The sequence below is a fragment of the Pseudomonas sp. 5Vm1k genome (genome assembly GCF_056161485.1).
Genome location: NZ_JBSPCZ010000010.1, coordinates 47,243 through 72,137, shown reverse-complemented (window position 1 = coordinate 72,137; position 24,895 = coordinate 47,243). Strand labels below are relative to the sequence as shown.

The 24,895-nt window shown below is 60.3% G+C and carries 27 protein-coding genes; 10 read left to right on the top strand and 17 right to left on the bottom strand.

Annotated elements, in window-relative coordinates; translation table 11 throughout:
* Nucleotides 1-96 precede the first annotated feature (96 nt).
* Both ACWIKB_RS20095 and ACWIKB_RS20090 read right to left on the bottom strand, forming a co-directional pair.
* Nucleotides 97-921, bottom strand: coding sequence for a TIGR03915 family putative DNA repair protein (locus tag ACWIKB_RS20095; protein ID WP_475269005.1), 825 nt, complete (start codon nucleotides 919-921; stop codon nucleotides 97-99).
* A complete protein-coding gene (locus tag ACWIKB_RS20090) occupies nucleotides 918-2,138 on the bottom strand; it encodes a putative DNA modification/repair radical SAM protein (RefSeq protein WP_475269004.1) in 1,221 nt (406 codons plus the stop codon). The genes ACWIKB_RS20095 and ACWIKB_RS20090 overlap by 4 nt, the downstream gene beginning before the upstream one ends.
* Nucleotides 2,139-2,296: 158 nt before the next feature.
* Between ACWIKB_RS20090 and ACWIKB_RS20085 the strand changes: the two genes are divergently transcribed.
* Nucleotides 2,297-2,638, top strand: coding sequence for a hypothetical protein (locus ACWIKB_RS20085; RefSeq protein WP_475269003.1), 342 nt, complete (start codon nucleotides 2,297-2,299; stop codon nucleotides 2,636-2,638).
* 52 nt (nucleotides 2,639-2,690) lie between these two features.
* Here the strand turns inward: ACWIKB_RS20085 and ACWIKB_RS20080 are convergent, their stop codons facing one another.
* Nucleotides 2,691-3,452 carry an ArsR/SmtB family transcription factor gene (locus tag ACWIKB_RS20080; protein WP_475269002.1) on the bottom strand — a complete coding sequence of 254 codons (762 nt, stop codon included), beginning with the start codon at nucleotides 3,450-3,452 and terminating at the stop codon, nucleotides 2,691-2,693.
* Between the two features lie 82 nt (nucleotides 3,453-3,534).
* Here ACWIKB_RS20080 and ACWIKB_RS20075 point away from each other — a divergent pair, with 82 nt between their 5' ends.
* Nucleotides 3,535-4,653, top strand: a complete 1,119-nt coding sequence (locus ACWIKB_RS20075) for a cytochrome P450 (protein ID WP_475269001.1) — start codon at nucleotides 3,535-3,537, stop codon at nucleotides 4,651-4,653.
* A 4-nt stretch (nucleotides 4,654-4,657) separates the two neighbouring features.
* On the opposite strand, the gene dmeF is transcribed toward ACWIKB_RS20075, so the two are convergent.
* The 3 genes from dmeF to ACWIKB_RS20060 all read right to left on the bottom strand — a co-directional run bounded on the left by dmeF (nucleotide 4,658) and on the right by ACWIKB_RS20060 (nucleotide 6,653).
* Nucleotides 4,658-5,578 (bottom strand): CDF family Co(II)/Ni(II) efflux transporter DmeF, encoded by a 921-nt coding sequence (gene dmeF / locus ACWIKB_RS20070; RefSeq protein ID WP_475269000.1) that lies wholly within the window; start codon nucleotides 5,576-5,578, stop codon nucleotides 4,658-4,660.
* A gap of 13 nt (nucleotides 5,579-5,591) precedes the next feature.
* The gene (locus tag ACWIKB_RS20065; RefSeq protein ID WP_149661361.1) at nucleotides 5,592-5,867 is read right to left on the bottom strand and encodes a metal/formaldehyde-sensitive transcriptional repressor; all 276 of its coding nucleotides are present in this window, start codon (nucleotides 5,865-5,867) and stop codon (nucleotides 5,592-5,594) included.
* 117 nt (nucleotides 5,868-5,984) lie between these two features.
* On the bottom strand, nucleotides 5,985-6,653 hold the full coding sequence (locus ACWIKB_RS20060; protein ID WP_475268999.1) for an HAD hydrolase-like protein: 669 nt from the start codon (nucleotides 6,651-6,653) through the stop codon (nucleotides 5,985-5,987).
* A gap of 120 nt (nucleotides 6,654-6,773) precedes the next feature.
* On the opposite strand from ACWIKB_RS20060, the gene ACWIKB_RS20055 reads away from it, so the two are divergent.
* On the top strand, nucleotides 6,774-6,929 hold the full coding sequence (locus ACWIKB_RS20055) for a hypothetical protein (protein WP_475268998.1): 156 nt from the start codon (nucleotides 6,774-6,776) through the stop codon (nucleotides 6,927-6,929).
* Nucleotides 6,930-7,133: 204 nt separating this feature from the next.
* Here the strand turns inward: ACWIKB_RS20055 and ACWIKB_RS20050 are convergent, their stop codons facing one another.
* Nucleotides 7,134-7,472 (bottom strand): FKBP-type peptidyl-prolyl cis-trans isomerase, encoded by a 339-nt coding sequence (locus ACWIKB_RS20050; RefSeq protein WP_475268997.1) that lies wholly within the window; start codon nucleotides 7,470-7,472, stop codon nucleotides 7,134-7,136.
* 173 nt (nucleotides 7,473-7,645) lie between these two features.
* Between ACWIKB_RS20050 and ACWIKB_RS20045 the strand changes: the two genes are divergently transcribed.
* Nucleotides 7,646-8,719 (top strand): diguanylate cyclase domain-containing protein, encoded by a 1,074-nt coding sequence (locus tag ACWIKB_RS20045; protein WP_475268996.1) that lies wholly within the window; start codon nucleotides 7,646-7,648, stop codon nucleotides 8,717-8,719.
* A gap of 34 nt (nucleotides 8,720-8,753) precedes the next feature.
* Here ACWIKB_RS20045 and ACWIKB_RS20040 read toward each other — a convergent pair whose 3' ends face one another.
* Nucleotides 8,754-9,062 (bottom strand): RcnB family protein, encoded by a 309-nt coding sequence (locus ACWIKB_RS20040; RefSeq protein WP_475268995.1) that lies wholly within the window; start codon nucleotides 9,060-9,062, stop codon nucleotides 8,754-8,756.
* Between the two features lie 149 nt (nucleotides 9,063-9,211).
* Between ACWIKB_RS20040 and ACWIKB_RS20035 the strand changes: the two genes are divergently transcribed.
* The 3 genes from ACWIKB_RS20035 to ACWIKB_RS20025 all read left to right on the top strand — a co-directional run bounded on the left by ACWIKB_RS20035 (nucleotide 9,212) and on the right by ACWIKB_RS20025 (nucleotide 12,196).
* Nucleotides 9,212-9,817, top strand: coding sequence for a DJ-1/PfpI family protein (locus ACWIKB_RS20035; RefSeq protein WP_475268994.1), 606 nt, complete (start codon nucleotides 9,212-9,214; stop codon nucleotides 9,815-9,817).
* 288 nt (nucleotides 9,818-10,105) lie between these two features.
* Complete coding sequence (gene tcuC, locus ACWIKB_RS20030; RefSeq protein ID WP_475268993.1) at nucleotides 10,106-11,398, top strand: tricarballylate/proton symporter TcuC; 1,293 nt, start codon at nucleotides 10,106-10,108, stop codon at nucleotides 11,396-11,398.
* Nucleotides 11,399-11,425: 27 nt separating this feature from the next.
* On the top strand, nucleotides 11,426-12,196 hold the full coding sequence (locus tag ACWIKB_RS20025) for a substrate-binding domain-containing protein (protein ID WP_475268992.1): 771 nt from the start codon (nucleotides 11,426-11,428) through the stop codon (nucleotides 12,194-12,196).
* Here the strand turns inward: ACWIKB_RS20025 and ACWIKB_RS20020 are convergent.
* Nucleotides 12,186-13,097, bottom strand: a complete 912-nt coding sequence (locus ACWIKB_RS20020) for a LysR family transcriptional regulator (RefSeq protein ID WP_475268991.1) — start codon at nucleotides 13,095-13,097, stop codon at nucleotides 12,186-12,188. The two genes, ACWIKB_RS20025 and ACWIKB_RS20020, sit on opposite strands and share 11 nt — an antisense overlap.
* Before the next feature lie 682 nt (nucleotides 13,098-13,779).
* Here ACWIKB_RS20020 and ACWIKB_RS20015 point away from each other — a divergent pair.
* Complete coding sequence (locus ACWIKB_RS20015) at nucleotides 13,780-15,591, top strand: monovalent cation:proton antiporter-2 (CPA2) family protein (protein ID WP_475268990.1); 1,812 nt, start codon at nucleotides 13,780-13,782, stop codon at nucleotides 15,589-15,591.
* A gap of 187 nt (nucleotides 15,592-15,778) precedes the next feature.
* On the opposite strand, the gene hcnC is transcribed toward ACWIKB_RS20015, so the two are convergent.
* The 6 genes from hcnC to ACWIKB_RS19985 all read right to left on the bottom strand — a co-directional run bounded on the left by hcnC (nucleotide 15,779) and on the right by ACWIKB_RS19985 (nucleotide 21,275).
* A complete protein-coding gene (hcnC, locus tag ACWIKB_RS20010) occupies nucleotides 15,779-17,038 on the bottom strand; it encodes a cyanide-forming glycine dehydrogenase subunit HcnC (RefSeq protein WP_475268989.1) in 1,260 nt (419 codons plus the stop codon).
* Nucleotides 17,031-18,440: a cyanide-forming glycine dehydrogenase subunit HcnB gene (gene hcnB, locus ACWIKB_RS20005; RefSeq protein WP_475268988.1), complete on the bottom strand. Its 1,410-nt coding sequence runs from the start codon at nucleotides 18,438-18,440 to the stop codon at nucleotides 17,031-17,033. The genes hcnC and hcnB overlap by 8 nt, the downstream gene beginning before the upstream one ends.
* Nucleotides 18,437-18,751 carry a cyanide-forming glycine dehydrogenase subunit HcnA gene (hcnA, locus tag ACWIKB_RS20000; protein ID WP_054054462.1) on the bottom strand — a complete coding sequence of 105 codons (315 nt, stop codon included), beginning with the start codon at nucleotides 18,749-18,751 and terminating at the stop codon, nucleotides 18,437-18,439. The genes hcnB and hcnA overlap by 4 nt, the downstream gene beginning before the upstream one ends.
* A 239-nt stretch (nucleotides 18,752-18,990) precedes the next feature.
* Entirely contained in the window at nucleotides 18,991-19,530 is a 540-nt protein-coding gene (locus ACWIKB_RS19995; RefSeq protein ID WP_475268987.1) for a hypothetical protein, read from the bottom strand.
* 301 nt (nucleotides 19,531-19,831) lie between these two features.
* Nucleotides 19,832-20,773 (bottom strand): hypothetical protein, encoded by a 942-nt coding sequence (locus ACWIKB_RS19990; protein ID WP_475268986.1) that lies wholly within the window; start codon nucleotides 20,771-20,773, stop codon nucleotides 19,832-19,834.
* A gap of 199 nt (nucleotides 20,774-20,972) precedes the next feature.
* Nucleotides 20,973-21,275 carry a YdcA family protein gene (locus tag ACWIKB_RS19985; protein ID WP_475268985.1) on the bottom strand — a complete coding sequence of 101 codons (303 nt, stop codon included), beginning with the start codon at nucleotides 21,273-21,275 and terminating at the stop codon, nucleotides 20,973-20,975.
* A gap of 198 nt (nucleotides 21,276-21,473) precedes the next feature.
* Between ACWIKB_RS19985 and ACWIKB_RS19980 the strand changes: the two genes are divergently transcribed.
* Together ACWIKB_RS19980 and ACWIKB_RS19975 are read left to right on the top strand one after the other, a co-directional pair.
* On the top strand, nucleotides 21,474-22,157 hold the full coding sequence (locus tag ACWIKB_RS19980) for a response regulator transcription factor (protein WP_475268984.1): 684 nt from the start codon (nucleotides 21,474-21,476) through the stop codon (nucleotides 22,155-22,157).
* A complete protein-coding gene (locus ACWIKB_RS19975) occupies nucleotides 22,135-23,529 on the top strand; it encodes a sensor histidine kinase (RefSeq protein WP_475268983.1) in 1,395 nt (464 codons plus the stop codon). Before ACWIKB_RS19980 ends, ACWIKB_RS19975 begins: the two co-directional genes overlap by 23 nt.
* A gap of 128 nt (nucleotides 23,530-23,657) precedes the next feature.
* Here the strand turns inward: ACWIKB_RS19975 and ACWIKB_RS19970 are convergent, their stop codons facing one another.
* Both ACWIKB_RS19970 and ACWIKB_RS19965 read right to left on the bottom strand, forming a co-directional pair.
* Nucleotides 23,658-24,068 carry an SRPBCC family protein gene (locus ACWIKB_RS19970; RefSeq protein ID WP_475268982.1) on the bottom strand — a complete coding sequence of 137 codons (411 nt, stop codon included), beginning with the start codon at nucleotides 24,066-24,068 and terminating at the stop codon, nucleotides 23,658-23,660.
* A gap of 27 nt (nucleotides 24,069-24,095) precedes the next feature.
* Nucleotides 24,096-24,893, bottom strand: a complete 798-nt coding sequence (locus ACWIKB_RS19965; RefSeq protein WP_475268981.1) for an SDR family NAD(P)-dependent oxidoreductase — start codon at nucleotides 24,891-24,893, stop codon at nucleotides 24,096-24,098.
* Nucleotides 24,894-24,895 lie beyond the last annotated feature (2 nt).

Genomic DNA, 24,895 nt, shown 5'->3' with positions numbered 1-24,895 from the left:
ACAAGGCAAGATCAAAAGATCGCAGCCTTCGGCAGCTCCTACAGGGTGAACACCAATCCCACGTAGGAGCTGCCGAAGGCTGCGATCTTTTGATCTTTACCTCTTCATGCCAATCCGCTTCCCCTGCCTCCCGGCAATCCCACTGGCCTGCCCATCCTGCTGTTTCCCGGTGCGCGCCTGAGTGATCAACCCCGGAATCAACACCCCTTCAGGCAGGTTTTTCCAGAATCTCGCCGGCAAATGCCCCTGCATCACCTTCGGGTTCAACCGCGCTGGGTTGAAGATATGGCTGTAGTAGGTCAGCCACATATCACCGTGGGGGTCATCAATGTTCTGCGCCAGCCGTTGCCATTCAATCGGGCATTGGCGTTCGTGGATTAATTGTTCGCCATCGTAATAAACCCCGTCGCGGGGCGTGGCAATCAACCAGCGGTGGCGGCCCATGCGGGCGATGAAATGCTCGCTGGCGCTGTGCAGGATGTCGTGGGCCGGTTCATGCCACGCGACATATTGCGGACCTTCGGTGGCTTGAGGTCGCTCGACGAAACGCACGAACGCATGCAGGTGATGGGCTTCGCGCTGTACTTGCTTGATCCGCCGTTGCAGCTCAGTACCGAGCTTGTCACCGGCCAGCATCGCCGTTCGGTCGCCATGACTGACCCGCCACAGCACTTCATACAGCAAACTCCAGCGCTGATCGCCACGATAACGTGCGGCGCTTTCAAGGATGCCCAGCAACGCCAACGGGATACGCGCCTGAAACGGGCCGTTGCCGTCGGGAGGCGCATCATCGCTGGCGAACAGGTCAGTAACACCCTCCGACGCCCAACTGACCAGACTCGGATCGACCTCATGACTGAGCAACCATCGCGCCTGCTGACGCCAGGTCTGGAACAGGTCGTCGCAATCCAGATTGATCATCCCCATAACCCCATTTGTTGCGGCTGTGGCCGATCACGCAGTTGCTGGTAGAGCAAGTGGCTGGTGACTTCGGCCTGCTGCGGGTGGTAATCGCTGGTGATGAAGAACGGCTTGGCCTTGGCCAGCACGCAGCGCATGCGCGCCAGGTCTTCATAACGAATACGCCGTTGCTGGCGCAGTTCCACCAGACGCTCGGTGGTGCGCAATCCGATCCCGGGAATACGAGCGATCAACGAGGCCTCGGCGCGATTAAGGTCCAGGGGAAATACGTCACGATTCTCCAGCGCCCAGGCCAGTTTCGGGTCGATGTCCAACGCCAGGTGCCCCGGCCCCTTGAACAACTCGCCAGCGGTGAATCCGTAGCTGCGCAGTAGAAAATCAGCCTGATACAAGCGGTGTTCGCGCATCAGCGGCGGTGCGGCGAGCGGCACGCTTTTCGGACTGTTGGGGATCGGGCTGAACGCCGAGTAATAGACCCGGCGCAGGCGATAGTTGCCATACAACGCCTGGGCGCTATGCAAAATGGTGCTGTCGTCGGTGTCATCGGCGCCGACGATCATCTGGGTGCTCTGCCCCGCCGGGGCGAATTTCGGCGCCCGCGGTTCGTTGAGTACGGTTTGCTCGCCGGTATAGATGGTTTGCATCGCCTGTTTGATCGAGCCCAGCTGCTTTTCCGGGGCCAGGGTTTGCAGGCTGGCATCGGTAGGCAGTTCGATGTTGACGCTGAGCCGGTCGGCATAGCGCCCCGCTTCCTCGATCAGCGCCGGATCGGCTTCGGGAATGGTCTTGAGGTGGATATAGCCCCGGAACTCGTGCTCTTCGCGCAGCAACTTGGCCACGCGGATCAACTGTTCCATGGTGTAGTCCGCCGAACGGATGATCCCGGAACTTAAAAACAAGCCGCTGACGCAGTTGCGCCGGTAGAAATCCAGGGTCAGCGTAACCACCTCTTCAGGCGTGAACCGCGCCCGAGGCACATCGCTGGAACGGCGATTGACGCAATATTGGCAATCGTAGAGACAGAAATTGGTCAGCAATATTTTCAGCAGCGAAACACAACGCCCGTCCGGCGTATAGCTGTGGCAGATGCCCATGCCATCGGTGGAACCCAGCCCGCTTTTACCTTCGGAGCTGCGCTTGGGCGCACCGCTGCTGGCGCAGGAGGCGTCGTACTTGGCCGCGTCGGCGAGAATGCTGAGCTTGTCGATGAGTTCCATGGGCAACGCCTGATACTGTTCGGATATACAGTATAGAGTCAGCCTTGCGGGCACAAGCCATCAACTCACCTCTCATCGGACAGGATGAAATCGGCGCCCTTTTCAATTCGTCACTAGACTTGCCGCGAGCACTCGCAATCGACAGGTGTCAGGAAACCATGGGCAAACTCTGGCAAAAGTATCTGGCCTTGCTGGACACCGACTTCACCACGCAGGTGTTCGACAACATCAAGAACCTGCTGGTGTGCGCGTTGCTGTTCGCGGCGGGCACCAATGCGTTGCACAGCGAGCACCATCCGTACATGGGGCTGCTCACCTCGAACGTGGCGGGTTGGGCGCTGATTGCGGTGTCGGCGCTGCTGATGCTGCTCAGCGTCAGCGACGGTCTGCGGCGCTTGTCCCGGCTGCGCTATCACAGCGCGTTCCAGGTGATTTTGTTTTTGATTTACCTGATTCTGGCAGTGCGGGTGGTTGAATACGTCTGGGATTTTCGGGCGTAGGGCAGATCAAAAGATCGCAGGCTGCGCCAGCGCCTACATCGGTTTCCTTGAATCACACCAACCCCGTAGGCGCTGCCGAAGGCTGCGATCTTTTGATCTTGATCTGTTGAACCGACTGATCCGGCAACACCAGATCAAACCGCGCGCCCATCTCCTTGCGCCCCGCAGCCGTCAACGCCAATGCCCGACTGTCCAGGTCCTGAGTCACCCATTTGCGCTTGATCGCCACCTGCAACAACGCCGCCCCCAGCGAACCACCCAGATGCGGCCGACGCATGCTCCAGTCCAGGCACGGGCAGGCGAAGCGACGACGCATCGTGCTCAGGTCCTTGACCTCAATGCCCAACCCTTCGAACAACGCCTCGCCGCTGTCGCTCAACTGATAAACCTGCTCGTCGGTTTCCAGCAACCACCCCGCCTCGATCATCCGGTCATGCAGCAACACCGCCAGGGTGCCGGCCATGTGGTCGTAGCAGGTACGGGCGAATTGCAGCCGATCCGGGGTGCTGGGGTTGAAGGTCGGCGCCGCGTTCTGGCCGATCACCATCAAGGCTTCCAGCGCCTGGGCCACGCGTTTGTCGGCAAGGCTGTAATAACGATGGCGCCCTTGGACGTGCAGCCGCAAGAGCGCCAGTTCCTTGAGCTTGGCCAAGTGCGCGCTGGCCGTGGAGGCGCTGACTTCGGCAATCGCCGCCAGCTCGGTGCTGGTGCGGGCGTGGCCGTCCATCAGCGAACAGAGAATTTTCGTCCGGGCCGGCTCCGCAATCGCAGCCGCTACCTGAGAGACGCCGATGTCGTGCTGTTCAACGTTCATATTTCGCTCCCGGACGAATCAAGGCCTTTGTGAACTGGAGATAGTAGCAACACTTTCCCCACCACGAACAAGGCTGCGACCCATGGACCCGATCATCGCTGCAACTCATGCCGAACCTTATCCCTATTACGCACAACTGCGTGCCGAGGGTGGGCTGGTTTTTCATCAAGGCCTGAAACTGTGGGTGGCCAGCAGTGCAGCTGCCGTGGCGGCGGTGCTGGCGCATCCGGATTGCCATGTGCGTCCATTGGGTGAGCCGGTGCCCAAGGCGATTGCTGACGGGTTGGCTGGCGAGGTGTTTGGTCGGCTAATGCGCATGAATGAAGGTGAACGGCAGCGCTGCCCTCGGTCGGCGATTGAGCCGGGGTTGGCGTTGATTGATGTGAATGAAGTGCAGGCGCTGGTCGCTGCGCGGTTGATCACACCGGACGTCGAAGGTTTGTCGAAAGCCATGTTTCGTGGGCCGGTTTGTGTGGTGGCGGCGTTGTTGGGGTTTTCGCCCGCTCAGGCACGGGTTATCAGCGAGTTGACCGCCGATTTCGTGGCTTGCCTGTCGCCGCTGAGTAATCCCGTTCAACTGGCTGCTGCCCACGCGGCGGCCGAACAGTTGCGAGGTGATTTCATTGAGTTGCTGGATGATCCGGACGCACACAGCCCGCTGCTGCTTGGCATTCGGCAGCGGTTCGCGTCTTCGGATAATGAAATGCTGATCGCCAACCTGATCGGGTTGTGCTCCCAGGCGTATGAAGCCACCGCCGGGCTGATTGGCAACGCGCTGGTGGCGTTGATCCGAAACCCGTCATTGCAACGTGATTTGCCGTCCACCGACGACCTGATCGCAGAAACCCAACGCTTCGATCCGTCAGTGCAAAACACCCGCCGCTTCGTCGCCGCACCTTGCGAAATCGGCGGCACCAGCCTGAACCCCGGCGACACCATCCTGGTGCTACTGGCCTCGGCCAATCGCGATCTGCAGTTCAACGACAACCCCGACGCCTTCATCCTCGACCGTGCGAACCGTCGCAGCTTCACCTTCGGCAGCGGCCGCCATCAATGCCCGGGACAGACGCTGGCCTTAAGCATCGCCAGCGCAACGTTGACGCAAATCCTGGCGATGAACCCCGCGCTGGAGCGCCTGACCTGGCACTACCGCCCTTCCCTGAACGGCCGTATTGCGCTGTTCACCGAGGCTCAAGCCTGATCACTCAGGCGCTGCGGTATTCCACCGTCAGGTGCGACAACTCATGAACCGGCGCCAGACGTTCGCGAATCGCGTCGGCACTGACGCTGGCCACCGCCACCACGCTGACAATCGCCGCCCGCGCCTCAGGGCCGACCTGCCAGACGTGCAGGTCGCTGATGCTCACGTCCCCCGACGACTCCAGCAACTCGCGAATTTCCTCGGCCACGTGTTCGTCCGTGGTATCGAGCAACACGGCAGCGCTGTCGCGCATCAGGCCATAAGCCCATTTCGCGATGACGATGGCGCCGACGAGCCCCATCGCCGGATCGAGCCAGACCCAACCCAAGTAGCGGCCAGCCAGCAATGCGGCGATGGCCAGGATCGAGGTCAAGGCATCGGCCAGCACATGGACGTAGGCTGAACGCAGGTTGTTGTCGTGATGATGGCCATGGCTGTGAGCGTGGTCGTGACCGTGATGCCCATGACTGCCTGCCAGCACAAAAGCGCTTACGATGTTCACCGCCAGCCCCACCACCGCGATGATCGTCGCTTCAGTGAATGCCACGGTGGTCGGCTGGAACAGCCGCAGGATCGACTCGCCGGCGATGCCGAGCGACACCAGCCCCAATACCATGGCCGACGCAAAACCGGCCAGATCGCCGACCTTGCCGGTGCCGAAGCTGAATCGCGCATTATTGGCGTGGCGCCGCGCAAAACCGTAGGCCGCCGCGGCGATGCCCAGGGCCACGGCATGGGTCGCCATGTGAAAACCGTCCGCCAGCAGCGCCATGGAACCGGTGATGTAACCGGCGGCGATCTCACCCACCATCATCACGAAGGTCAGCGCCACCACCCACCACGTACGGCGGGTATTTTCATCGTGGGAAGCGCCGAGGAACACGTGGTCGTGGGCGAAGCTTGAAGCCTGAGGTGTCAGTGTCATGTGGGTCGCGGCTCTATTTCGAATAACGGCGGATGGCTTGCAACAACTCTTCCACGCCCTGGGCGCGCTCTTCGTTGCTGAGGTCAGGATGGGCCACGTGCTCACGGGCGTGGGCGTCGATGAACTGATCCATCAAACCGTTGACCGCGCCACGGATCGCCGCGACCAGGTGCAGGGTCTTGGCACAGTCAGCGTCGGATTCCAGCGCCTTCTCCACCGCTTGCACCTGCCCGGCGATGCGCCGGACGCGGTTGAGCAGATCGTCTTTGTGTTCGTGAATATGCGACATACCTATACCCCCTACCCCTATATGGCGAGCATGGTCGTTGATATGGCAGGGAGTGGCAAGGTGTTACTGGAAAGACTTACGAGAGCGGGTAGCGCATTGAGGCCATGTTGCTCTTGGTCAAATTTTCGGCAGCAGGCCTTCAACAACGCCGGGTAATGCCCACGGTGTATCAGCCAAGGCGAGTGCTCCGCTGTTCTTCAACTCATCGACGGACCCATAGCCCCAAATCGCTCCCACCGGGATCACCGCATTTCGCCGGGCGGCCTCCATGTCATCACGCTTGTCGCCAATCATGAACACGCTGGATGGCGGCTTCGCCTGGGATGCCAGGAGCTTCTTTACCAGGTCAGCCTTGTCATCGAGCTTACCGTCGGGCGAGGTGCCGAAGATCGACTGGAAAGACGCCGACAAGCCATTGCAGGCGAGCATTTTTTCAGCAAACTCCTGGCGTTTGGAGGTCGCCACGAAGAGCGAATAATCACGCTGCGAAAAGTAGTTGAGCGCATGGGTGATACCGGCGTACGGAAGGCTTTTGTAAAGCCCTTGCTCCCGGTAGTGGGAGCGGTACAAGTCGACGCACTCCTCCACTCGGTCGTCGGCAAAAGGCGCCAGCAGTTCTGCGACTATCTGGTTCATCGGGGGGCCAAACAGGCTTTGCGTCTCAGCGCCGGGAACAAAGTCATGGCCCAGTTGACGTATGGCGTACGTCAAACTCTCGACGATTCCGGGGGCCGAGTCGAGGATGGTACCGTCCAGATCGAAAATGATGACGTTGAAATCAGTCACGCGTGGAACCTCCTGTTCGCAAAGGGAGAAACGATAGATGCCGGGGTTCAGGCGTACAAGCCGGCGGACTCTGGCGTGGTCGTAGGTAACGACGCAAGGTTCAGTAGCTTCAAAGGAAGTATGGAAGCGAACATCGCGCTCGGTCACATCGCCCGCAGACACGGTGAGCTGGATATGAAAGCTATGATGCCGGCGTTAGAAGCGGCGAAGGAGAAATTGCCCGCACTTGAAGCAACTGTGGCCGACACGCTTGATGATATTGAGATGTTCACTTGACTCATTGAATCAAAATCAAAAGATCGCAGCCTTCGGCAGCTCCTACAGGTCCTGCGTACAACCCGATATTCGCGACCAACACAATTACGCGTAGGAGCTGCCGAAGGCTGCGATCTTTTGATCTTCCTGCCCAAAACAACAAAAAACCCGCCCCTCATTTCACTGAGGCGGCGGGTTTTGTCATTTCAATCCACGGACAATCCATCAATCATCCCGCGTCAGCACTTCCAACAACTCAATCTCAAAAATCAGATTCGAGTTCGGTGGAATCGCGCCCATCGTGCGCTCGCCATACGCCAGGTGTGCCGGCACCAGCAGCTTGCGCTTACCACCCACCTGCATGCCCATGATCCCCTGGTCCCAACCTTTAATCACCCGCCCAGTCCCGATTACACACTGAAAAGGCTTCCCTCGGCTGTAGGAAGAATCAAACTCGGTACCGTCTTCCAGCCACCCGCGATATTGCGTGGTGATCAGCGCGCCTTTTACCGCTGCTTTACCGTCGCCCGGTTCAAGGTCGATTACCTGAAGCTCATCATTCATTACATGCACTCGTCTGTTCACTCCCTCGCAAGGGCTCATGGGCGCCGTTTTCCCAGAATTGCAGGCAATTGGCAACCGTTCGGTGCGGTTTGGATCTATTTCCGGCCGTCAGCGTGAACTAATATAAGCGCCATCACCCCGACGGTTAAACACGCCATGATGGCCATTCCTGAATGAGTTTCCTCTGGATCAGCGCCGCCATTGGCTCAGTGATGCTTGCCCTGCTGGTTGTGCTGGTCTGTCGCCAGTACGCCTTGCAACGGCAACTGACGGAGTGCCGCGCGCTGATCGCCAGCCTGTCCACAGGGCAAAACATTCATCTGGACGGTGACGCCGAACGCTTTAAACGCAGCCAGTACTTCGCCCGCATCGGCACCTGGGACTGGGACGTGGACACCGACAAGCTCTACTGGTCGGAGGCGATCTACGGCATGTTCGGGTTCAAGATTGGCGAAGTCACGCCCTCCTACGCCTTGTTCTGCTCCTGCGTACACCCGGACGACCGGGCCAAGGTCCGCGCCGGTGAATTACGTTGCCTGGAAACCGGTGAGAACCATGATGAGGAATACCGCGTGGTCTGGCCTGACGGCACCATCCGCTGGCTGCGCGAAACCGGCAATGTGGTGAAGAACGACCACGACACCACCATCAAAATGATGGGGGTGGTGCGCGATATCACCGAAGAAAAAGCCTCCGCCAGTTACCTGCAACACCTGGCCCACTACGACCCGCTGACCGGCCTGCCCAATCGCCTTGTATTGGAAGAACGCCTGTCCGAAGCACTGGAGCAGGCGCGGATCAGCGCCACACGGGTGGCGCTGGTGTTTGTCGACCTCAATGGTTTCAAGGCCATCAATGACCATTACGGTCACGCGGCGGGCGACCGGGTGCTGGTCACTACGGCCACACGACTCAAGCGAATCCTGCGCTCCACCGACACCGTCGCCCGGATTGGCGGCGACGAATTCGTGGTGATCCTGCAAGGCCTGCCTCCGGGCATCAACTTGCAGGACGAAGCGCGCAGCATCTGTCAGAAAATCTTCGTCGAACTCTCACCGCCAGTGACGATTGGCAATGACCAGCGCCACATCGGCACCAGCCTTGGCGTCGCGGTATTCCCGGACCATGCGCCGAGCATGGATCGGCTGATTCATATCGCGGATCTGGCGATGTATGAGGCGAAACGCAGTGGGAATAATCAGTATCGTTTGGGGACCACCAGCCCGGCGCATGCTCATAGCGAATAAGGCCGAACACGCGCCAAAACTCCAGCTCTGCGGCTTACCGCTCCACCGGCGTGACATCCACAATCGTCCCGCTGGTAATCAACACCATCATGTACTTGTCATTGATCTGCACCCACTGCGCGTCGGACGCCGGCGCCTTCAGGCCTTTCGCCTTCCAGTTTTTCACGGCTTTTTCGCTGCGTTGATAAACCTCCGGTGCACGGTCGCCCTTCACAAGGCTACGTGAGTTGTTGGCGCCGGGCTGGACGGTTTTCTGCGGTGTTTCGGCGGCCTGGACGATAGGACTGATAGCGGTAATACCTGCGACAAGGGCGAGGCTGGCGATAAGGGTTTTATTGTTCATCGGTGAACCTCTTGGGATGTCGTGACTACTGAGTTCCGACTACACGGGTGGCAAATCATTCCTTACTGTAGCGATGATTCTGCGACCGACTGTACTGGAGGTGTAACGCCGGGGCGGCGTAGGCTGGGGAAAAACCAGCGGGATTCGCCATGCACATCGCCATTCTGACCTTCGACGGTTTCAACGAACTGGACTCCCTGATCGCCTACGGCATGCTCAGCCGGATTTCCCTGCTGGGTGACCAGAATTGGCGGGTGAGTATCGCCTCGCCAACGCCTCGTGTGACGTCGATGAACGGTTTGACCATCGATGCGCACATCGATCTGCAGCAAGCCTGCGCCGCCGATGCGGTGTTGTTTGGCAGCGGCAGGAAGACCCGCGAAGTGGCTGACGACCCGGTGATCATGGATCAACTCAAATTCGACCCGGCGCGGCAACTGCTGGGCTCGCAATGCTCCGGCACGTTCCTGCTGGCCAGACTTGGTCTGCTCGGCGACGCCCCGGCCTGCACCGATACCACCAGCAAGCCCTGGGTGCAGGCGGCCGGCGTCAACATCATCAACCAAGCGTTCTACGCCAACGGCAACATCGCCACGGCGGGCGGCTGTTTCTCGGCGCAATATCTGTCGGCATGGTTTTTGGCGCGGCTCAAAGGAGCTGAGGCGGCGCGGGAAGTACTGCATTACTTCGCGCCGGTGGGCGAGAAGGAAGATTATGTGGCTCGGGGGATGGCGCATATCGAGGCGTATATCTGACGGGTGGGTTGTCTGTTTAGACGCCTTCGCGAGCAAGCCCGCTCCCACATTTTCTCGCGGTTGTTCGCTGATTCTATGTTCGCTGAAGAGCTCCTGTGGGAGCGAGCCTGCTCGCGAAAGCGGTGTGTCTGGCAACAACAGTCCCAGGCACATTGATCCACCTCGCGCATCAATGCATGCCAACTATGCAATTAACATATCGATGCCCCTGCTCCACTATCCGCCCCAATAAGAACCGTGCGCGGCCCCCACGCGGCGCACGTCATAAAAGCGGTGGAGTACAGGTCAATGACAACAGCAATCCCTTCCGGTCGTTCCCGGGCCGGTGCGATTTTCCGGGTCACGTCGGGCAACTTCCTCGAACAGTTCGATTTCTTCCTTTTCGGTTTCTACGCCACGCAGATCGCTGCCGTGTTCTTCCCGGCCAGCAGCGAATTCGCCTCGTTGATGATGACGTTCGCAGTATTCGGCGCCGGTTTCCTGATGCGCCCGCTCGGCGCTGTGGTGTTGGGTGCCTACATCGATGATGTGGGTCGGCGCAAAGGCTTGATTGTCACGCTGTCGATCATGGCCAGCGGCACGATTTTGATTGTGCTGGTGCCCGGTTACGAAAGCATCGGGCTATTCGCGCCGGCCATCGTGTTGATCGGCCGCTTGCTGCAAGGCTTCTCCGCCGGTGCGGAAATGGGCGGTGTCTCGGTGTACCTTTCGGAGATCGCCACGCCAGGCAACAAAGGCTTTTTCACCAGTTGGCAGTCGGCCAGCCAGCAAGTGGCGATCATTGTCGCAGCGGCGCTGGGCTATGGGCTGAACCAGTGGATGGCGCCAGCGATGATTGCCGATTGGGGCTGGCGGATTCCGTTTTTCGTCGGTTGCATGATCATCCCGTTCATTTTCTTCCTGCGCCGTAACCTCGAAGAAACCGCCGAGTTCACAGCCCGTAAACATCGCCCGAGCATGGGCGATGTGTTCCGTACCCTGGCGCAGAACTGGGTGATCGTGTTCGCCGGGATGATGATGGTTGCCCTGACCACCACCGCGTTTTACCTGATCACCGTGTACGCGCCGACCTTCGGCAAAACCGTACTGCACTTGAGCACCTCCGATGCGTTGCTGGTGACGCTGCTGGTGGGGGTTTCGAACTTCTTCTGGCTGCCGCTGGGCGGTGCCTTGTCCGACCGCATCGGTCGGCGCCCAGTGCTGATCGCCATGGCGCTGCTGACCTTGGCCACGGCCTATCCGGCGTTGACTTATCTGGTGAACGCGCCGAGTTTCATCAACATGCTGCTGGTGTTGCTGTGGCTGTCGTTCATTTATGGCTTGTACAACGGCGCGATGGTCGCCGCCCTCACGGAAATCATGCCGGTGGAAGTGCGGGTGGCCGGGTTCTCGCTGGCGTACAGCCTGGCCACGGCAGTGTTCGGTGGTTTCACCCCGGCGATGTCGACGCTGCTGATCCAGTACACCGGCGACAAAGCGGCGCCCGGTTACTGGATGAGTTTTGCCGCGCTCTGTGCCTTGTGCGCGACGTTGTTTCTCTATCGCCGCTCCTCCGGCCGCCTGCAACCGGCCCTCTCGTAACCGACCTTTGACGGCGAGAACTATCCGATGAAAAAGCTTTTCAACTATGCAGCGCTGGTCCTCTTCGCGAGTTTGAGCACTGTCGGCCAGGCCGAAGAGATTCGTGTGATGACCTCGGGTGGCTTTACCGCTGCCTACAAAATCCTCGGCCCCGAATTCGCCGCGGCCACCGGTAATACGTTGGATACGGCCCTCGGTCCATCAATGGGCAAGGCGCCGGAAGCGATCCCCAATCGCCTGGCTCGCGGTGAACAGGCCGACGTGGTGATCATGGTCGGCTATGCGCTGGACGACTTGATCAAACAAGGCAAAGTCGACCCCGCGTCACGGGTGGAACTGGCGGATTCACGGATCGGCCTGGTGGTGCGCAAAGGCGCGGCGAAACCGGACATCAGTTCGGTGGCGGGTTTGAAAAAAACCCTGCTTGATGCGCAATCGGTGGCCTATTCCGACAGCGCCAGCGGTGTGTACATCGAAGAACAGTTGTTCAAGAAATTGGGCATCGAAGACCAGCTCAAGCCGAAGTCGAAGATGATCCCGAAAATCCCCGTGGGCGCGGTGGTTGCCACGGGCGATTATCAGTTGGGCTTCCAGCAGGTCAGTGAGTTGCTGCCGGTGCCGGGGGTGAGTTTTGTGGCGAAGATTCCCGAGTCAGTGCAATCGGTGACCCGTTTCGCTGCCGGCATTCCAGTGGGCGCGCAACACCCTACGCAGGCCAAGGCGTTGCTGGATTACCTGGCCTCTCCGGCTGTTCAACCGCAGGTACAAGCCACAGGGCTGGATTCGGTCAACCGCTGACCGGCGGCTGGACTTTCATCTCTACCACCAGCCGTTCCAGTTCCAGGGCTGCCGGGGTCAAGGTGCGACCCCGGCGCTTGATCAGGCCGACACTGCGCATCACCTGCGGATCGGTCAGAGGCACCCGCGTCAGAATCGGATGATCCTCCGCCGGCATCGCCATCAACGGCACCGCCGCCACACCCAGCCCCGCCTCCACCAGTCCGATCATCGTCGTCACGTGACGGGTTTCACAGATGCTCGGCCGCTGCGGCACCACCCCGGCCAGGGCTTGATCCAGTAAGAAGCGATTGCCCGAGGTCTTATCGAGGGAGATGTAGTCCTGCCGGTAAAACTCATCCCAGGTCACGCTGCTACGCCCGGCCAACGGGTGATCGCGTCGGCAGGCCACCACGTAGCCTTCCTGCACAAGGGGTTCGAAATCGACCTCGGCTTCGAGGGTGCCCATGAAACTCAGGCCGAAATCCGCCTCGCCGTTGACCACGGCACTCAGCACATCGTGGGCACTGGAATCGAGGACCTTGACTTTGATTCGGGGAAATTGCCGATGGTAATGAGCGATCACCCGGGGCATGAAGTAGTACGCCGCCGACGGCACGCAGGCGACGGTGACATGGCCGAGCCGGGTCGAGGCGACTTCGCTGATACCGAGCAATGCCACGTCCAGATCATCGAGCAAACGCTCGACGCTGGGGATGAAACCGCGCCCGGCCTGGGTCAGGCTGACCTTGCGGGTGGTGCGTTCGAAGAGTTTTACGCCGAGGGCATCTTCGAGCTTTTCGATGCGACGGCTCAGGGCGGGTTGGGAAATGCGCACCGTGTCGGCAGCCTTGCGAAAGCTGCCCTGCTCGACCACGGCGCGGAAGGCTTGCAGGTCGTTCAGGTCGAAGTTGATGGCCATAAGGGGCGCTCTGGGGCGGGTTGATTGATCAGCTTATCCTATTAGTCTGGATAATTAATGTTGCCAGTGGGGACGCCTTCGCGAGCAAGCTCGCTCCCACAGGGGCGCTCGGCTGGGCACAAGATATGTGTACGAACCGAGATCCTCTGTGGGAGCGGGCTTGCTCGCGAAAGCGGTGTGTCTGGAGAAATGAATGTTGGATGTGATGGCCCCTTCGCGAGCAAGCTCGCTCCCACCGGGGGGCGGGCCTGGGCACAGGATGTGTGTACGAACCGAGATCCTCTGTGGGAGTGAGCTTGCTCGCGAAAGCGGTGTGTCTGGAGAAATGAATGTTGGATGTGATGGCCCCTTCGCGAGCAAGCTCGCTCCCACAGGGGCGCTCGGCTGGGCACAGGATATGTGTACGAACCGAGATCCTCTGTGGGAGCGAGCCTGCTCGCGAAAGCGGTGTGTCTGGAGAAATGAATGTTGGATGTGATGGCCCCTTCGCGAGCAAGCCCGCTCCCACCGGTGGGGCTCGCCTGGGCACAGGCTATGTGTACGAACCGAGATCCTCTGTGGGAGCGGGCTTGCTCGCGAAAGCGGTGTGCCAGACAACCTCATTTCATCTGCCAGGCTGACGCACGCAGCCCCAGCCTTTATCCTTGTCACCCCTGCCGTACCGAGTCTATGGAGTTTCGCCATGCCCCATGAAGGCAACCTGTTGCAAGCCGCTGTCGTGTTTCTGTTCGCGGCGGTGCTCACCGTGCCTTTGGCCAAACGCCTGCAATTGGGTGCAGTGCTGGGTTATCTGTTTGCCGGGGTGATCATCGGGCCGTCGGTGCTGGGTTTGATCGGCAATCCGCAAAGCGTCAGCCACATCTCGGAGCTTGGGGTGGTGTTGCTGCTGTTTATCATCGGTCTGGAGTTGTCGCCGCGACGTTTGTGGGTGATGCGCAAATCGGTGTTCGGCGTCGGGCTGGCGCAGGTGCTGCTGACGGGGTCGGTGATTGGCGTGTTGGCGTTGTTCGTGTTCGGCCAGTCGCTGAACAGTGCGATTGTGCTCGGCCTGGGCCTGGCGTTGTCGTCCACCGCGTTTGGTTTGCAGAGCCTCGCCGAGCGCAAGGAACTGACCAGCCCCCACGGGCGGCTGGCGTTCGCGATTCTGCTGTTCCAGGACATCGCCGCGATCCCGTTGATCGCCATGGTGCCGCTGCTGGCCGGCGGTGATCACACCACGAGCGCCGCCGAAGACTTGAACCACGGCTTGCGGGTGTTGGGCAGTATTGCCGTAGTGGTGATCGGCGGACGTTATCTGCTACGACCCGTGTTCCGGGTGGTGGCCAAGACCGGGCTGCCGGAAGTCTCCACTGCCACGGCATTGCTGGTGGTAATCGGCACCGCGTGGTTGATGGACCTGGTCGGCGTGTCGATGGCGTTGGGCGCATTTCTTGCCGGGTTGCTGCTGGCGGACTCCGAATACCGTCACGAACTCGAAGCGCAGATCGAACCGTTCAAGGGATTGCTGCTGGGGCTGTTCTTCATCAGCGTCGGCATGGGCGCCAACCTGAGTCTGCTCCTGAGCGCGCCGATCACAGTGCTGGGGCTGACCCTGCTGCTGATCGCCATCAAGCTGCCGCTGTTGTTTGTTGTTGGACGGCTGGCCGGTGGTTTGGGCAAGGTCAGCGCGATTCGCCTCGGCATCGTGCTCGCGGCGGGAGGTGAGTTTGCGTTTGTGGTGTTCAAGATCGGTCGCGACCAAGGCTTGTTCGAGCCGCGTCTGTACGACTTGCTGGTGCTGACGATTACCTTGTCCATGGCGGTGACGCCGCTGCTGTTGCTACTGTGCGCACGGCTGTATTCGCCGAAAGTGCAGCCGGTGGTAGTGCCGGAGAAATTCCGTGAAATCGACACCGACGCTCCGCGTGTGGTGATCGCAGGCATGGGCCGGATGGGCCAGATCGTTGCGCGGATTCTGCGCGCGCAGAACATCAAGTTCGTCGCGCTGGACACCTCGGTGGAAACCATCGAACTGTCCCGCAGCTTCGGCGGCGTGCCGGTGTTCTACGGCGACCCGATGCGCCCGGAAATCCTCAGCGCCGCCAAGGTCGAGCAGGCGGAATATTTCGTGATCGCCACCGATGACCCGGACACCAACATCAAGACTGCCGAAGTGGTACACCGCTTGTACCCGCACATCAAAATCATCGCTCGGGCGCGCAACCGTCAGCACGTTCACCGCTTGGTCGACCTCGGCGCCGAGGCGATTCGGGAAACCTACTACTCCAGTCTGGAAATGAGCCGACGCACGCTGGTAGGCCTGGGGCTGACCCAGGCGCAGGCAGATGCGCGGATCAAACGCTTCAAACATCACGATGAACAGGTGCTGGAAGCGCAGCATGCGGTGTATGACGATGCGGCGAAGGTCTTGCAGACGGCGCAGGAAGCGCGGGCGGAACTGGCCAAGTTGTTTGAGTCGGATCAGTTGGAAGAGCAGGAGTCGGGTAAGGTTTGAGGCCTTGCGCGGCAATTAGGCCGCTTTCGCGAGCAGGTTCGCTCCCACAGGGACTCTGGTTGACCACAAATTGTGGATACACCCGAGAACAAATGTGGGAGCGGGCTTGCTCGCGAAGAGGCCGTGTCAGTTGAATCAATACTGACTGACCCACCGCCTTCGCGAGCAAGCCCGCTCCCACAAGGGGTCAGGCCATTTCCAGCGCCTTCTCCTGCACCGCACCCTTCACCTCAAACCGGTCCGCCAGGAACGGCGTGATATCCAGCGGCAGCGGTTCGTGGTTCACCAGTTTATCCAGCAACACCCCGGTAATCGCCGAGGTCAGGATGCCGGTGCGGAAATGCCCGCAGGCATTCAGATACCCTTCCACTCCCTTCATCGGCCCGAGAATCGGTAGCTCATCCGGCGACCCCGGACGCAGCCCGGCCCAGGTGCGCTTGAGGTTGACGTCCGCCAGTTGCGGAATGCAGCGCACGGCGCCTTGCACCAGCCCGGCGATTTCCGGGTAGGTGGTGGTGACGTCGAAGCCTTTGTCCTCGGTGGTGCTACCGATCAGGATTTCGCCGTTGTCCTTCTGCGCCACGTAGCAATCGCTGGTGGTCAGGCAACCGCGCAGGATCTTCGGCATGCGCTCAGTCAGCAGGATCTGGCCTTTCACCGGGTTCACCGGTATACGAATGCCGGTGGCCTGTTCACTCAGGTCCGCCGCCCAGGCACCGGCCGCATTGATCAGGGTGTCGCAATGAAACACCCCGGCTTCGGCGGTTTGTACGCCGGTCACTCGTGAACCGTGGTGCAGTACCCCGGTGACGGTAGTGTTGAAGTACATGTCCACGCCGTTCTGCCGCGCGCCTTCGGTATAAGCATCGGCCAGACGGAACGGGCTGACCTGGTGATCGCAAAGAAACTCCAGCGCCCCCCTCGCCTCATGGCTGACGGCGGGCTCGGCTTCGCGCAGTGCCGCCTGATCGAGCCAGCGCACCTGATCCGCCAGGTGCGGAATGCAGGCGACGATATGCTCGGCATAGAGCCGGTCCTCATCGTCGTAGATCACGAACTTCAGCCCGGTCTTCTCGAACTTGAAATCCATCCCGTGCTTGTCCTGCAACTCCTTGTGCAACGCCGGGTACATCGCGTTGGACTGCAAGGCGAAATCGAAGAACGACTGCGGCAGGATGTGCGGTGTGCTGGAATCCACCACCACCGCCGAACCATGAGCTTCACGTTTGCGATTGGCCGACATCATCCGAAAGAAAATTACTCCGCAGCCCAACCCTACCGATTCGCCGATGGCCCACAAGCCGCCGGCCGAGGCCCGGGTCGCGTTGCCCGGGCGCTTGAAGTCGATCAGCGCAACCTTGAGGTTTTTGCGCTTGGACAATTGATAGGCGCAGGACGCCCCAATCACACCGCCGCCGGCGATGACCACGTCATAGAACTTACTCATGGTTGGCGGCCTCCGTGGCGGCATTATGAAAAGCTGAAAACGGGATCGGGTCGATAGGAAAACGCGGTCGCAACCAGCCTACATCCTGGCGACCGGTGGCCTCGCGCAGCCTGTCGCTGCAATAGCCGACACACATCCGTCCCTGACAGTCGCCCATGCTGACGCGGGTGCGCATTTTCAGGCTGGCCATGTCCTGCACGCCCTGCACCAGCGCCCGGTCGATGTCGGCGCGGGTTGCGTGTTCGCAACGGCAGATCACCGTGTCGGCGGCGGGCAATGCAGTCTGCCCGGCGCCGCGTTCGGTGTAGCGGTCAACCGCAGCACGAAAGCGCACGATGGCTTTGAGTTTGGAGAGATAACGATCACGCCTGACCAATGCCAGCTCCGTGTCCAGCACGCCCCGTTGCAACAGAATCGATAGCGCCGCGATCCGCCCCGCCAGCATCGCTGCTTCGCCACCGCGAATCCCGCCCATGTCACCAGCCAGATGCACATGGGGCTCGTTGCTTTGCTGCCAGATATCGGCACTGGCCCGCAGGTAGCCGTCATCGCTGAAGCCGTGGTTCAGGCCCATTTGCTGGCTGAGTTGAGTACGCGGGATAAAGCCGTAGCCGACCGCCAACGTCTGCGCGGCAATCGTTTCGGCGCGGCTCAGGTCTGGCTCCCAGGTACGGGAATAAGGCGCCACGGTGACCGATTTCAACTCACCATCGCCTTGGGCCTCGACCACGCCCCAGCCGTAATGCATGGGGATGCCGTGCAACTTCAGGAACGCCAACATGCTCAAGCCATCGAGAAACAGTTGCGGCTTGTTCAGCAGCGCCAGGCTTTCCCGGGCGATCTTGCCGAATGCGCACGCCTCGTAAACCCCGGCGACCGTCACCCCTGATGCGTGTAACTGACACGCCACCAGCGGCAGCAACGGACCGGTGCCGGTAATGACCACGGGGCCCTGGGGTTTGACCACACCACTTTTGATTTGCAGTTGCAGGCCGCCGAGCAAAATCACCCCGGGTAAGGTCCAGCCGGGAAATGGCACGCTGCGCTCATGACAACCCGCTGCCAGCAGCAATTGGGGATAGGCGATTTCGTGCAGGCGCTCGTCACCATCCAGCACCACCAGCGCACGAGTGCCTTCGGCACCGACCACGCGATGATTGAGCCGCACGTCGATCAGGCCCGACTGCTCCTGAAATTCACCGTGCAATCGGGTCAGGATTTCGGAATAGCGCGGCCCCAGATAATCGAGCTGAACGCCATCGCGCAGCGGCCCGCGATAAACCACACCGCCAAGCCGCGAGGCTTCTTCCAGCAAGGTGCAACGCACGCCGTGCCGCGCCAGTTCAATGGCCGCGGCCATGCCCGCCGGCCCGCCGCCGACGATCACAGGATGCAGGTTCATAAGGCCTCCTGCTCGGCGATGCGATTGACCTGGGTTTCGACGGTCATGCCGTCACGCGCGATAGTCTGGCAAGCGCGACGCTTGTGGCGGCCGTTGATTTTCACCAGGCAGCATTGGCACACGCCCATGCCGCAATAGGCACCGCTGATTTGGTCGTGATCGTTGCGGGCTACCTGGCGCAGGCCAAGAGACTGGATGACTGTGAGCACGGTTTCGCCGATGGCGGCGCTGACCGGTTGGCCGTTGATGTGCAAAGTCATATCCGCCCTGGCCAGTGGCTGGATATCGAAGGTTCTGTCTAAGCGTTGCATTGCGATGTTCTTCCGTGAAAGTTCAGGTGGGTTCGTCAGCTCCATGCTGCACTAACCTTGCGGGCCAACTGATACACAACAACGAGGAGGTCTGCACGGGCACTTCGACGGCGCACGGATTGCGCGCCAAAGCACTTAGTCGATACCGCAGCGAGGGCTTGGATGTTTTACGTTAAGCGATATTTCAGTTTGAAATATTGATCCACGCCGGTGAAAACGCCCCCGCTCTAACCCGAGCCTCAGTTGGAAAACACGTACTGCCCCTTGATTTTTTTCGGACCGAAAAAAGCCAGGTCCGGGAACAGCTTCATCTTCAGGTACAACACGAAATACACCATGCCGAAGGTGATGCCGGCGCCGATCAGCGTGCTCAGCGGGTCTTCGGCGAAATCTTTGAACAAGCGCGAAGACTGACTGAGGGAAAGGACGATATAGACGGTGTAGAACTGCGCCAGGTTCTTGTAGAAGCCATAGGCGAACCACAATGGGATGAGCCCGGCGAGCAAAGTGATAAACACCGCAGCCTTCGGTCCGATCATCGATCCCAGGAAGAATCCTGCAACCGCGCCGAGCACTGCCTGGGCCACCGTGAGCACAATCAGTATCGTGAGTTTGCGCCGATGCTGCCGGTTGAGCGCCGGGTCCGGGTGCGCGCCGATCCAGTAAGCCAGCACCCGATCCTTGACCGCCCCGCCGGAGAACGCCTTGAACGTCTCGGTCCTGGAGCGCCCAGCGTCGAGCATGCCCATGATTTGCTGTTTGATTTCCTTCTTGTTCAACCTAATTCTCCTTGATACACCACAGATAAATGTGGGAGCGGGCTTGCTCGCGAATGCGGTGTGCCAGTCAACATCAATGCTGAATGTCCTACCGCATTCGCGAGCATGCCCGCTCCCACAAAACAGATAAATCGCGTTACATAGTGCCCCAGAAAGCAAAACGCCGCTTCTACCAGAGGCAGAAGCGGCAGAGGCATGAGCCTCAGAGGGATCAGTGCATGAACAGGGCGATCAAAATAATGATCGGGATTGGCACGCCAAGAAAGAACAGAAGTAGTGAGCGCATGATGATTCTCCCGGGTTAGCGAACAGGTGGCAGCGAGGTGGTGGTTACGTAGGCATCCGATTCCAGATACACCACGGCATCCCGACGACGACCGCCGAAGGTTGCAGCAAGGCTGGCGAAAAACGCACCGGCCAGCAGCGCAACAAACATCCACAACGCAGTCCAGGCAGCGACTTTGGCGGCGGTGTCAGCGGCTTGTTGAGCGGCGACCTTGGCGTCGGCAATGGCTTTCTGGGTGCGGGCGTAGACTTCATCGACCCGACGCTCGGCATCGGCTTGAGTCAGGTTGGTGCGCTGTGCAACCAGTTGGGCGAGGTAGGTCCGGTCTTCGGCAGCCAGTTGACCGTTGCTGCTGAGGCTGCGAACAAAGATGCGGGTCACGGTGCCACGGGCGGCGTCATCGCTGACGGCGGCCGGACGATCATCGCGGAACAGGCTGTCGACGAAGTAACCGTACTGGTCACTGTTGGTATTACCGACGGCTGTACCTGCGGCTTGCGTCATGACACTCGCAGCACCACCGGCGACACTCGCACCGGCATGCACACCACCGCTGACAATGCTGCTGACCGAACCGACCACCAGGGTCGCGGTCACCAGAGTCGCCACGCACCAGGCCAGGAAGCCATGGGCCGTGTCACGGAAATAGACTTCATCACCATGCATGTTCGCCCACTTCACCCGCAAGCGGCCGGCGATGTAACCGCCAAGCCCCGATGCCACGATTTGCGTGACGGCCAGCCAGATGATCGTTGAAATGCCCAGGCCCTTGGCGCTGACGCCCTCGTTGGCCCACGGTGAGACAGCGGAAAAGCCCAGGCCGAAGCCGAGCAACACCAGAATCAACGACAACGCCGCTGCGGCAGCAGCCCCGGCGAAGATCGCGCCCCAGGACACGCCCGAGAGCGTGCTTGACTCTTCTGCGGCAGGATAAAAACCCTCTGAGGATCTATTCATTATTGTTCAGCTCCAGGCATGAAAGATGGTGTTACAACGCGTCAGAAGAGGAATTGCAGACACCGTGCCAGTCGCCAACTTTGAATAAATCGTTCTATATCAACAGGTTAAAAATGCTAAAAATCCTGGGACCATGCATTTTGCAAGAGCTGCTTAATTTCAGCGGGTTTTATGCATTGAGCTCAGTGTCCTCGTGTGACTACTTTCGCTTGTAGCTTTTATTACCGCTTGGCGTCAGGCAATACACACCGCCTCGAGGGCCGGTACAGAACGAACTGGTGCCGCATGCGCAACCATCGCTGCTCTGTAAAAGCGACTGCGGTCGAACCTGGCTTTGGCCGCCATACATCGCCGAACAACTCTTCTTCGACGCGCTGATGGAGCCGTCGTTACACAAAAACAGCTCGCCGTCGCAGCGATCAATGCCGCCCTTCTTCCCTGAACACGGGGTGTTACCGGCCCAGGTGGCGGAGCTAATCACGCTCAGCAACAGCACAAACATCGGCATCCAGCCACGACGAATCAACGTATGCACAGTGCTGCCCTCTAAAATCATGGCCCGATGATATCAACCTTCCACGCAAATAAACGCCGCACACGCAAGGTTCCTCAACCAAGATGAAAGTTAATTTAATAAGCCGCGCGCATTTCTTGGCAAAATGCCCTCATTCTGTAACGAACTGAATAGCAGGCCCGCCCTATGACCCGCATCTTGACCATCGAAGACGACGCCGTGACCGCCCGGGAGATCGTGGCTGAATTGAGCAGCCATGGTCTGGACGTGGATTGGGTCGACAATGGCCGCGAAGGCCTGGCACGGGCAGTGAGCGGTGACTACGACCTGATCACCCTCGACCGCATGCTGCCGGAGCTGGATGGTCTGGCGATCGTTACCACGCTGCGGACCATGGGCGTGGCCACGCCGATCCTGATGATCAGCGCCCTCTCCGATGTCGATGAGCGCGTGCGCGGCTTGCGTGCCGGCGGCGATGATTATCTGACCAAACCATTCGCCACCGATGAAATGGCGGCGCGGGTGGAAGTGTTGCTGCGTCGACAGAACACCGTCAGCGCCCTGGCCACCACATTACGCGTCGCGGATCTGGAGCTGAACCTGATCAGCCACGAAGCCAGCCGCGACGGTGAACTGCTGACGCTGTTGCCCACCGAATACAAATTGCTGGAATTCCTGATGCGCAACACTGGGCAAATCCTGTCGCGCATGATGATTTTCGAAGAGGTCTGGGGTTATCACTTCGACCCCGGCACCAACCTGATCGACGTGCACATCGGCCGCTTGCGCAAAAAGATCGACCCACCCGGCAACGTCCCATTGATCCGGACTGTGCGAGGCTCGGGGTATGTCATTGCTGAACCCCTCTAAAGGCTGGCGCTCTTCCAGCAGCCGCTTGCTGGCGCTCTACAGTTCACTGTTCGTGGCCTGGAGCGGGATCCTGATGGGGGTCATGTATTACGAGGTGTCCGGCTACCTGGACAACCTGGCCAAGCACTCGTTGATGCAACGCCAACACCTGTTCTCGCGCTTTCGGGGCGAACAACTGGTGGACGCCCTCGCCGCCAGCATGACCTTCGACATCCGCGGCATCGACGCCTATGGCCTGTTCGACGCCGAGCATCGTTACCTCAGCGGTGCCCTGCGCGAGATCCCGGCAGACCTGCCGCTGGACGCCAGGATTCACATGCTCGCCAACTGCGCCGAGTCCGACGACCCGACCCTGCCCGCCGACAGCTGCGACGCCGTGGCCACCCCGACGCTGGACGGTCGCTGGCTGGTACTGGTGCGCGACAACGGTTCGTTGTTTGCCGTGACCCAGATCATCCTTCACGCGCTGTTCTGGGGCGTGTCCCTGACCATCCTGCCGGGTATCGCCGGCTGGCATTTGTTGCGCCGCCGTCCGCTGCGACGTATCCGCGCGATCCAGGCCAGCGCCGAAGCCATCGTCGCCGGCGACCTGACCCACCGCTTGCCCTTGTCCAACCGCCGCGACGAACTGGACATGCTCGCCGCCATCGTCAACGCCATGCTCGAACGCATCGAACGCTTGATGAACGAAGTCAAAGGCGTGTGCGACAACATCGCCCACGACCTGCGCACCCCACTGACCCGCCTGCGGGCGCAGCTGTACCGGATTCAGCAACAGGCCGACGACGGTTCGCCCCTGTCACAGCAACTGGATTCGGTGCTGGCCGAGGCGGACACCTTGATGGCGCGGTTTCGTGGATTGTTGCGGATTTCCGAGCTGGAGGATCGTCAGCGGCGTTCCGGTTTTGTGCAACTTGATCCCGTGCCGTTGTTGCGGGAACTGCATGACTTTTATCTGCCATTGGCGGAGGAAGGCGAACTGGTTTTCCACCTGCAACTGCCGGCGGTTTTGCCTTCATTAAATGGTGATCGGGCGTTGTTGTTCGAGGCCATTGCCAACCTGCTGAGCAACTCGATCAAATTCACCCCACCCGGTGGCGAAGTGATCTTGCGCGGGCTCAATCAGGGCGGGCATACGCGGATTGAAGTACTCGACTCCGGGCCGGGTATTCCGCCGTCAGAGCGAGAAGCTGTGTTCCAGCGCTTTTATCGGGCTGAAGGTGGCAATCAACAAAGTGGGTTTGGCTTGGGGTTGTCGATCGTCGCGGCGATTGTCAGCCTGCACGGCTTCACCCTCGATGTCGGCACCAGCGACAACGGCGGCGCACGGTTGGCGCTGGATTGCCGGCAAAACTTGATCCCGCAAACCTGACAGACACAACGAAAATCCCCTGTGGGAGCGGGCTTGCTCGCGAAGACGGCGTGTCAGGCGATAAAGATGTCGACTGACATAATGCCTTCGCGAGCAAGCCCGCTCCCACAGGGGTTTTGCGGTGGGGCTTAGGCCGGGTAGTTGGCCCGCAGGGCTTCGAGGCCGCCTTGGTAGATGCCGGCGAACAGCGCTTCCACTTCTTCATCGGTCACGCCTTTGGCGGTGAACCGACCGGACCACGTTACCCGAGCGCCCTGCCCTTGTGCTTCAACGCGCAAGGTCGCCAGGTAATCGGTGGCCGGGAACGGTGCCTGCTCGATCGAGTAGCTGTAGGTTTTCCCCGTATTGTCGAACGCTTGCAGACGCTCGATCACCACCGCGCCATCCGCCGTTTGCAGGCTGCGCACGCGCCCGCCTTCGCTCAACTCGCTTTTCACAATAAACGGCAGCCAGTCCGGCAGCGAGTCGAAGCCGCCGATCAATTGCCAGACCTGGTCGGCCGAAGCCGGGATGTCGATAGTTGCTGATGCAGTTGCCATAAATAAGTTTCTCTCTATGAATTCAGTTCAGATTGCCATGCTGTCGACGACGCCGCCATCCACGCGCAATGCCGCGCCGGTGGTGGCCGAGGACAGTGGCGAGGCGATATAGGCCACCAAGTTGGCAACTTCTTCCACGTCAGCCACGCGCTGGATGATCGAGCTCGGACGCGCCTTGCGCACGAAGGCGTCGGCCTCTTCCCGGGCGCTGCGGCCAGACTCGGCGGTGGCGTCCTTGAGCATCTGTTCCAGGCCGTCGGTGAAGGTCGGGCCGGGCAGGATTGCGTTGACCGTCACGCCGGTGCCAGCCAGCCGTTTGGCCAAACCATGGGACACCGCCAGGTTGGCGCTTTTGGTCACGCCATAGTTGATCATGTCGGCCGGGATCGCCACCCCGGATTCCGAGGACAGAAAAATCACCCGGCCCCAACCGTTGTTGACCATCTCGGGTGTGTAATGCCGGGACAGGCGCACACCGGAGATCACGTTGACCTCATAGAAGCGCGTCCACTCGCTGTCCGGCGCATCGAAGAAATCCACGTCGTCGAAGATCCCGAGGTTGTTCACCAGGATGTCCGCCCGAGGTTCGGCGGCGAACAATTGCTCGGCGCCTTCAGCGGTGCCGAGGTCGGCGGTCAGGCCACGCAATTGCGCACCCGGCACGCTGCCGCGAATACTCGCCAGCGCTTGCTCAACCTTGGCCGAGTCGCGGCCGATCACCACCACCGTGGCGCCGCACTCGGCCAGCGCCTTGCTGATGCCCAGGCCAATGCCGGCGGTGCTGCCGCTGACGATGGCGAGTTTTCCAGTCAGATCGATTTTCATGC

Bases quoted from the DNA above. Each gene is read 5' to 3' on its own strand.
- ACWIKB_RS20080 (WP_475269002.1), bottom strand. From the start codon at position 3,452: ATGAACGTTGAACAGCACGACATCGGCGTCTCTCAGGTAGCGGCTGCG.
- ACWIKB_RS20085 (WP_475269003.1), top strand. From the start codon at position 2,297: ATGGGCAAACTCTGGCAAAAGTATCTGGCCTTGCTGGACACCGACTTC.
- hcnA (WP_054054462.1), bottom strand. From the start codon at position 18,751: ATGCAACGCTTAGACAGAACCTTCGATATCCAGCCACTGGCCAGGGCG.
- ACWIKB_RS19990 (WP_475268986.1), bottom strand. From the start codon at position 20,773: ATGAATAGATCCTCAGAGGGTTTTTATCCTGCCGCAGAAGAGTCAAGC.
- ACWIKB_RS19980 (WP_475268984.1), top strand. From the start codon at position 21,474: ATGACCCGCATCTTGACCATCGAAGACGACGCCGTGACCGCCCGGGAG.
- ACWIKB_RS19965 (WP_475268981.1), bottom strand. From the start codon at position 24,893: ATGAAAATCGATCTGACTGGAAAACTCGCCATCGTCAGCGGCAGCACC.
- ACWIKB_RS20050 (WP_475268997.1), bottom strand. From the start codon at position 7,472: ATGAATGATGAGCTTCAGGTAATCGACCTTGAACCGGGCGACGGTAAA.
- ACWIKB_RS20015 (WP_475268990.1), top strand. From the start codon at position 13,780: ATGCCCCATGAAGGCAACCTGTTGCAAGCCGCTGTCGTGTTTCTGTTC.
- ACWIKB_RS20035 (WP_475268994.1), top strand. From the start codon at position 9,212: ATGCACATCGCCATTCTGACCTTCGACGGTTTCAACGAACTGGACTCC.
- ACWIKB_RS20045 (WP_475268996.1), top strand. From the start codon at position 7,646: ATGAGTTTCCTCTGGATCAGCGCCGCCATTGGCTCAGTGATGCTTGCC.
- ACWIKB_RS20090 (WP_475269004.1), bottom strand. From the start codon at position 2,138: ATGGAACTCATCGACAAGCTCAGCATTCTCGCCGACGCGGCCAAGTAC.
- ACWIKB_RS20095 (WP_475269005.1), bottom strand. From the start codon at position 921: ATGATCAATCTGGATTGCGACGACCTGTTCCAGACCTGGCGTCAGCAG.
- ACWIKB_RS19975 (WP_475268983.1), top strand. From the start codon at position 22,135: ATGTCATTGCTGAACCCCTCTAAAGGCTGGCGCTCTTCCAGCAGCCGC.
- ACWIKB_RS19985 (WP_475268985.1), bottom strand. From the start codon at position 21,275: ATGTTTGTGCTGTTGCTGAGCGTGATTAGCTCCGCCACCTGGGCCGGT.
- hcnB (WP_475268988.1), bottom strand. From the start codon at position 18,440: ATGAACCTGCATCCTGTGATCGTCGGCGGCGGGCCGGCGGGCATGGCC.
- ACWIKB_RS20020 (WP_475268991.1), bottom strand. From the start codon at position 13,097: ATGGCCATCAACTTCGACCTGAACGACCTGCAAGCCTTCCGCGCCGTG.
- ACWIKB_RS20040 (WP_475268995.1), bottom strand. From the start codon at position 9,062: ATGAACAATAAAACCCTTATCGCCAGCCTCGCCCTTGTCGCAGGTATT.
- ACWIKB_RS20055 (WP_475268998.1), top strand. From the start codon at position 6,774: ATGGAAGCGAACATCGCGCTCGGTCACATCGCCCGCAGACACGGTGAG.
- ACWIKB_RS20025 (WP_475268992.1), top strand. From the start codon at position 11,426: ATGAAAAAGCTTTTCAACTATGCAGCGCTGGTCCTCTTCGCGAGTTTG.
- dmeF (WP_475269000.1), bottom strand. From the start codon at position 5,578: ATGACACTGACACCTCAGGCTTCAAGCTTCGCCCACGACCACGTGTTC.
- ACWIKB_RS20075 (WP_475269001.1), top strand. From the start codon at position 3,535: ATGGACCCGATCATCGCTGCAACTCATGCCGAACCTTATCCCTATTAC.
- tcuC (WP_475268993.1), top strand. From the start codon at position 10,106: ATGACAACAGCAATCCCTTCCGGTCGTTCCCGGGCCGGTGCGATTTTC.
- ACWIKB_RS19970 (WP_475268982.1), bottom strand. From the start codon at position 24,068: ATGGCAACTGCATCAGCAACTATCGACATCCCGGCTTCGGCCGACCAG.
- hcnC (WP_475268989.1), bottom strand. From the start codon at position 17,038: ATGAGTAAGTTCTATGACGTGGTCATCGCCGGCGGCGGTGTGATTGGG.
- ACWIKB_RS20065 (WP_149661361.1), bottom strand. From the start codon at position 5,867: ATGTCGCATATTCACGAACACAAAGACGATCTGCTCAACCGCGTCCGG.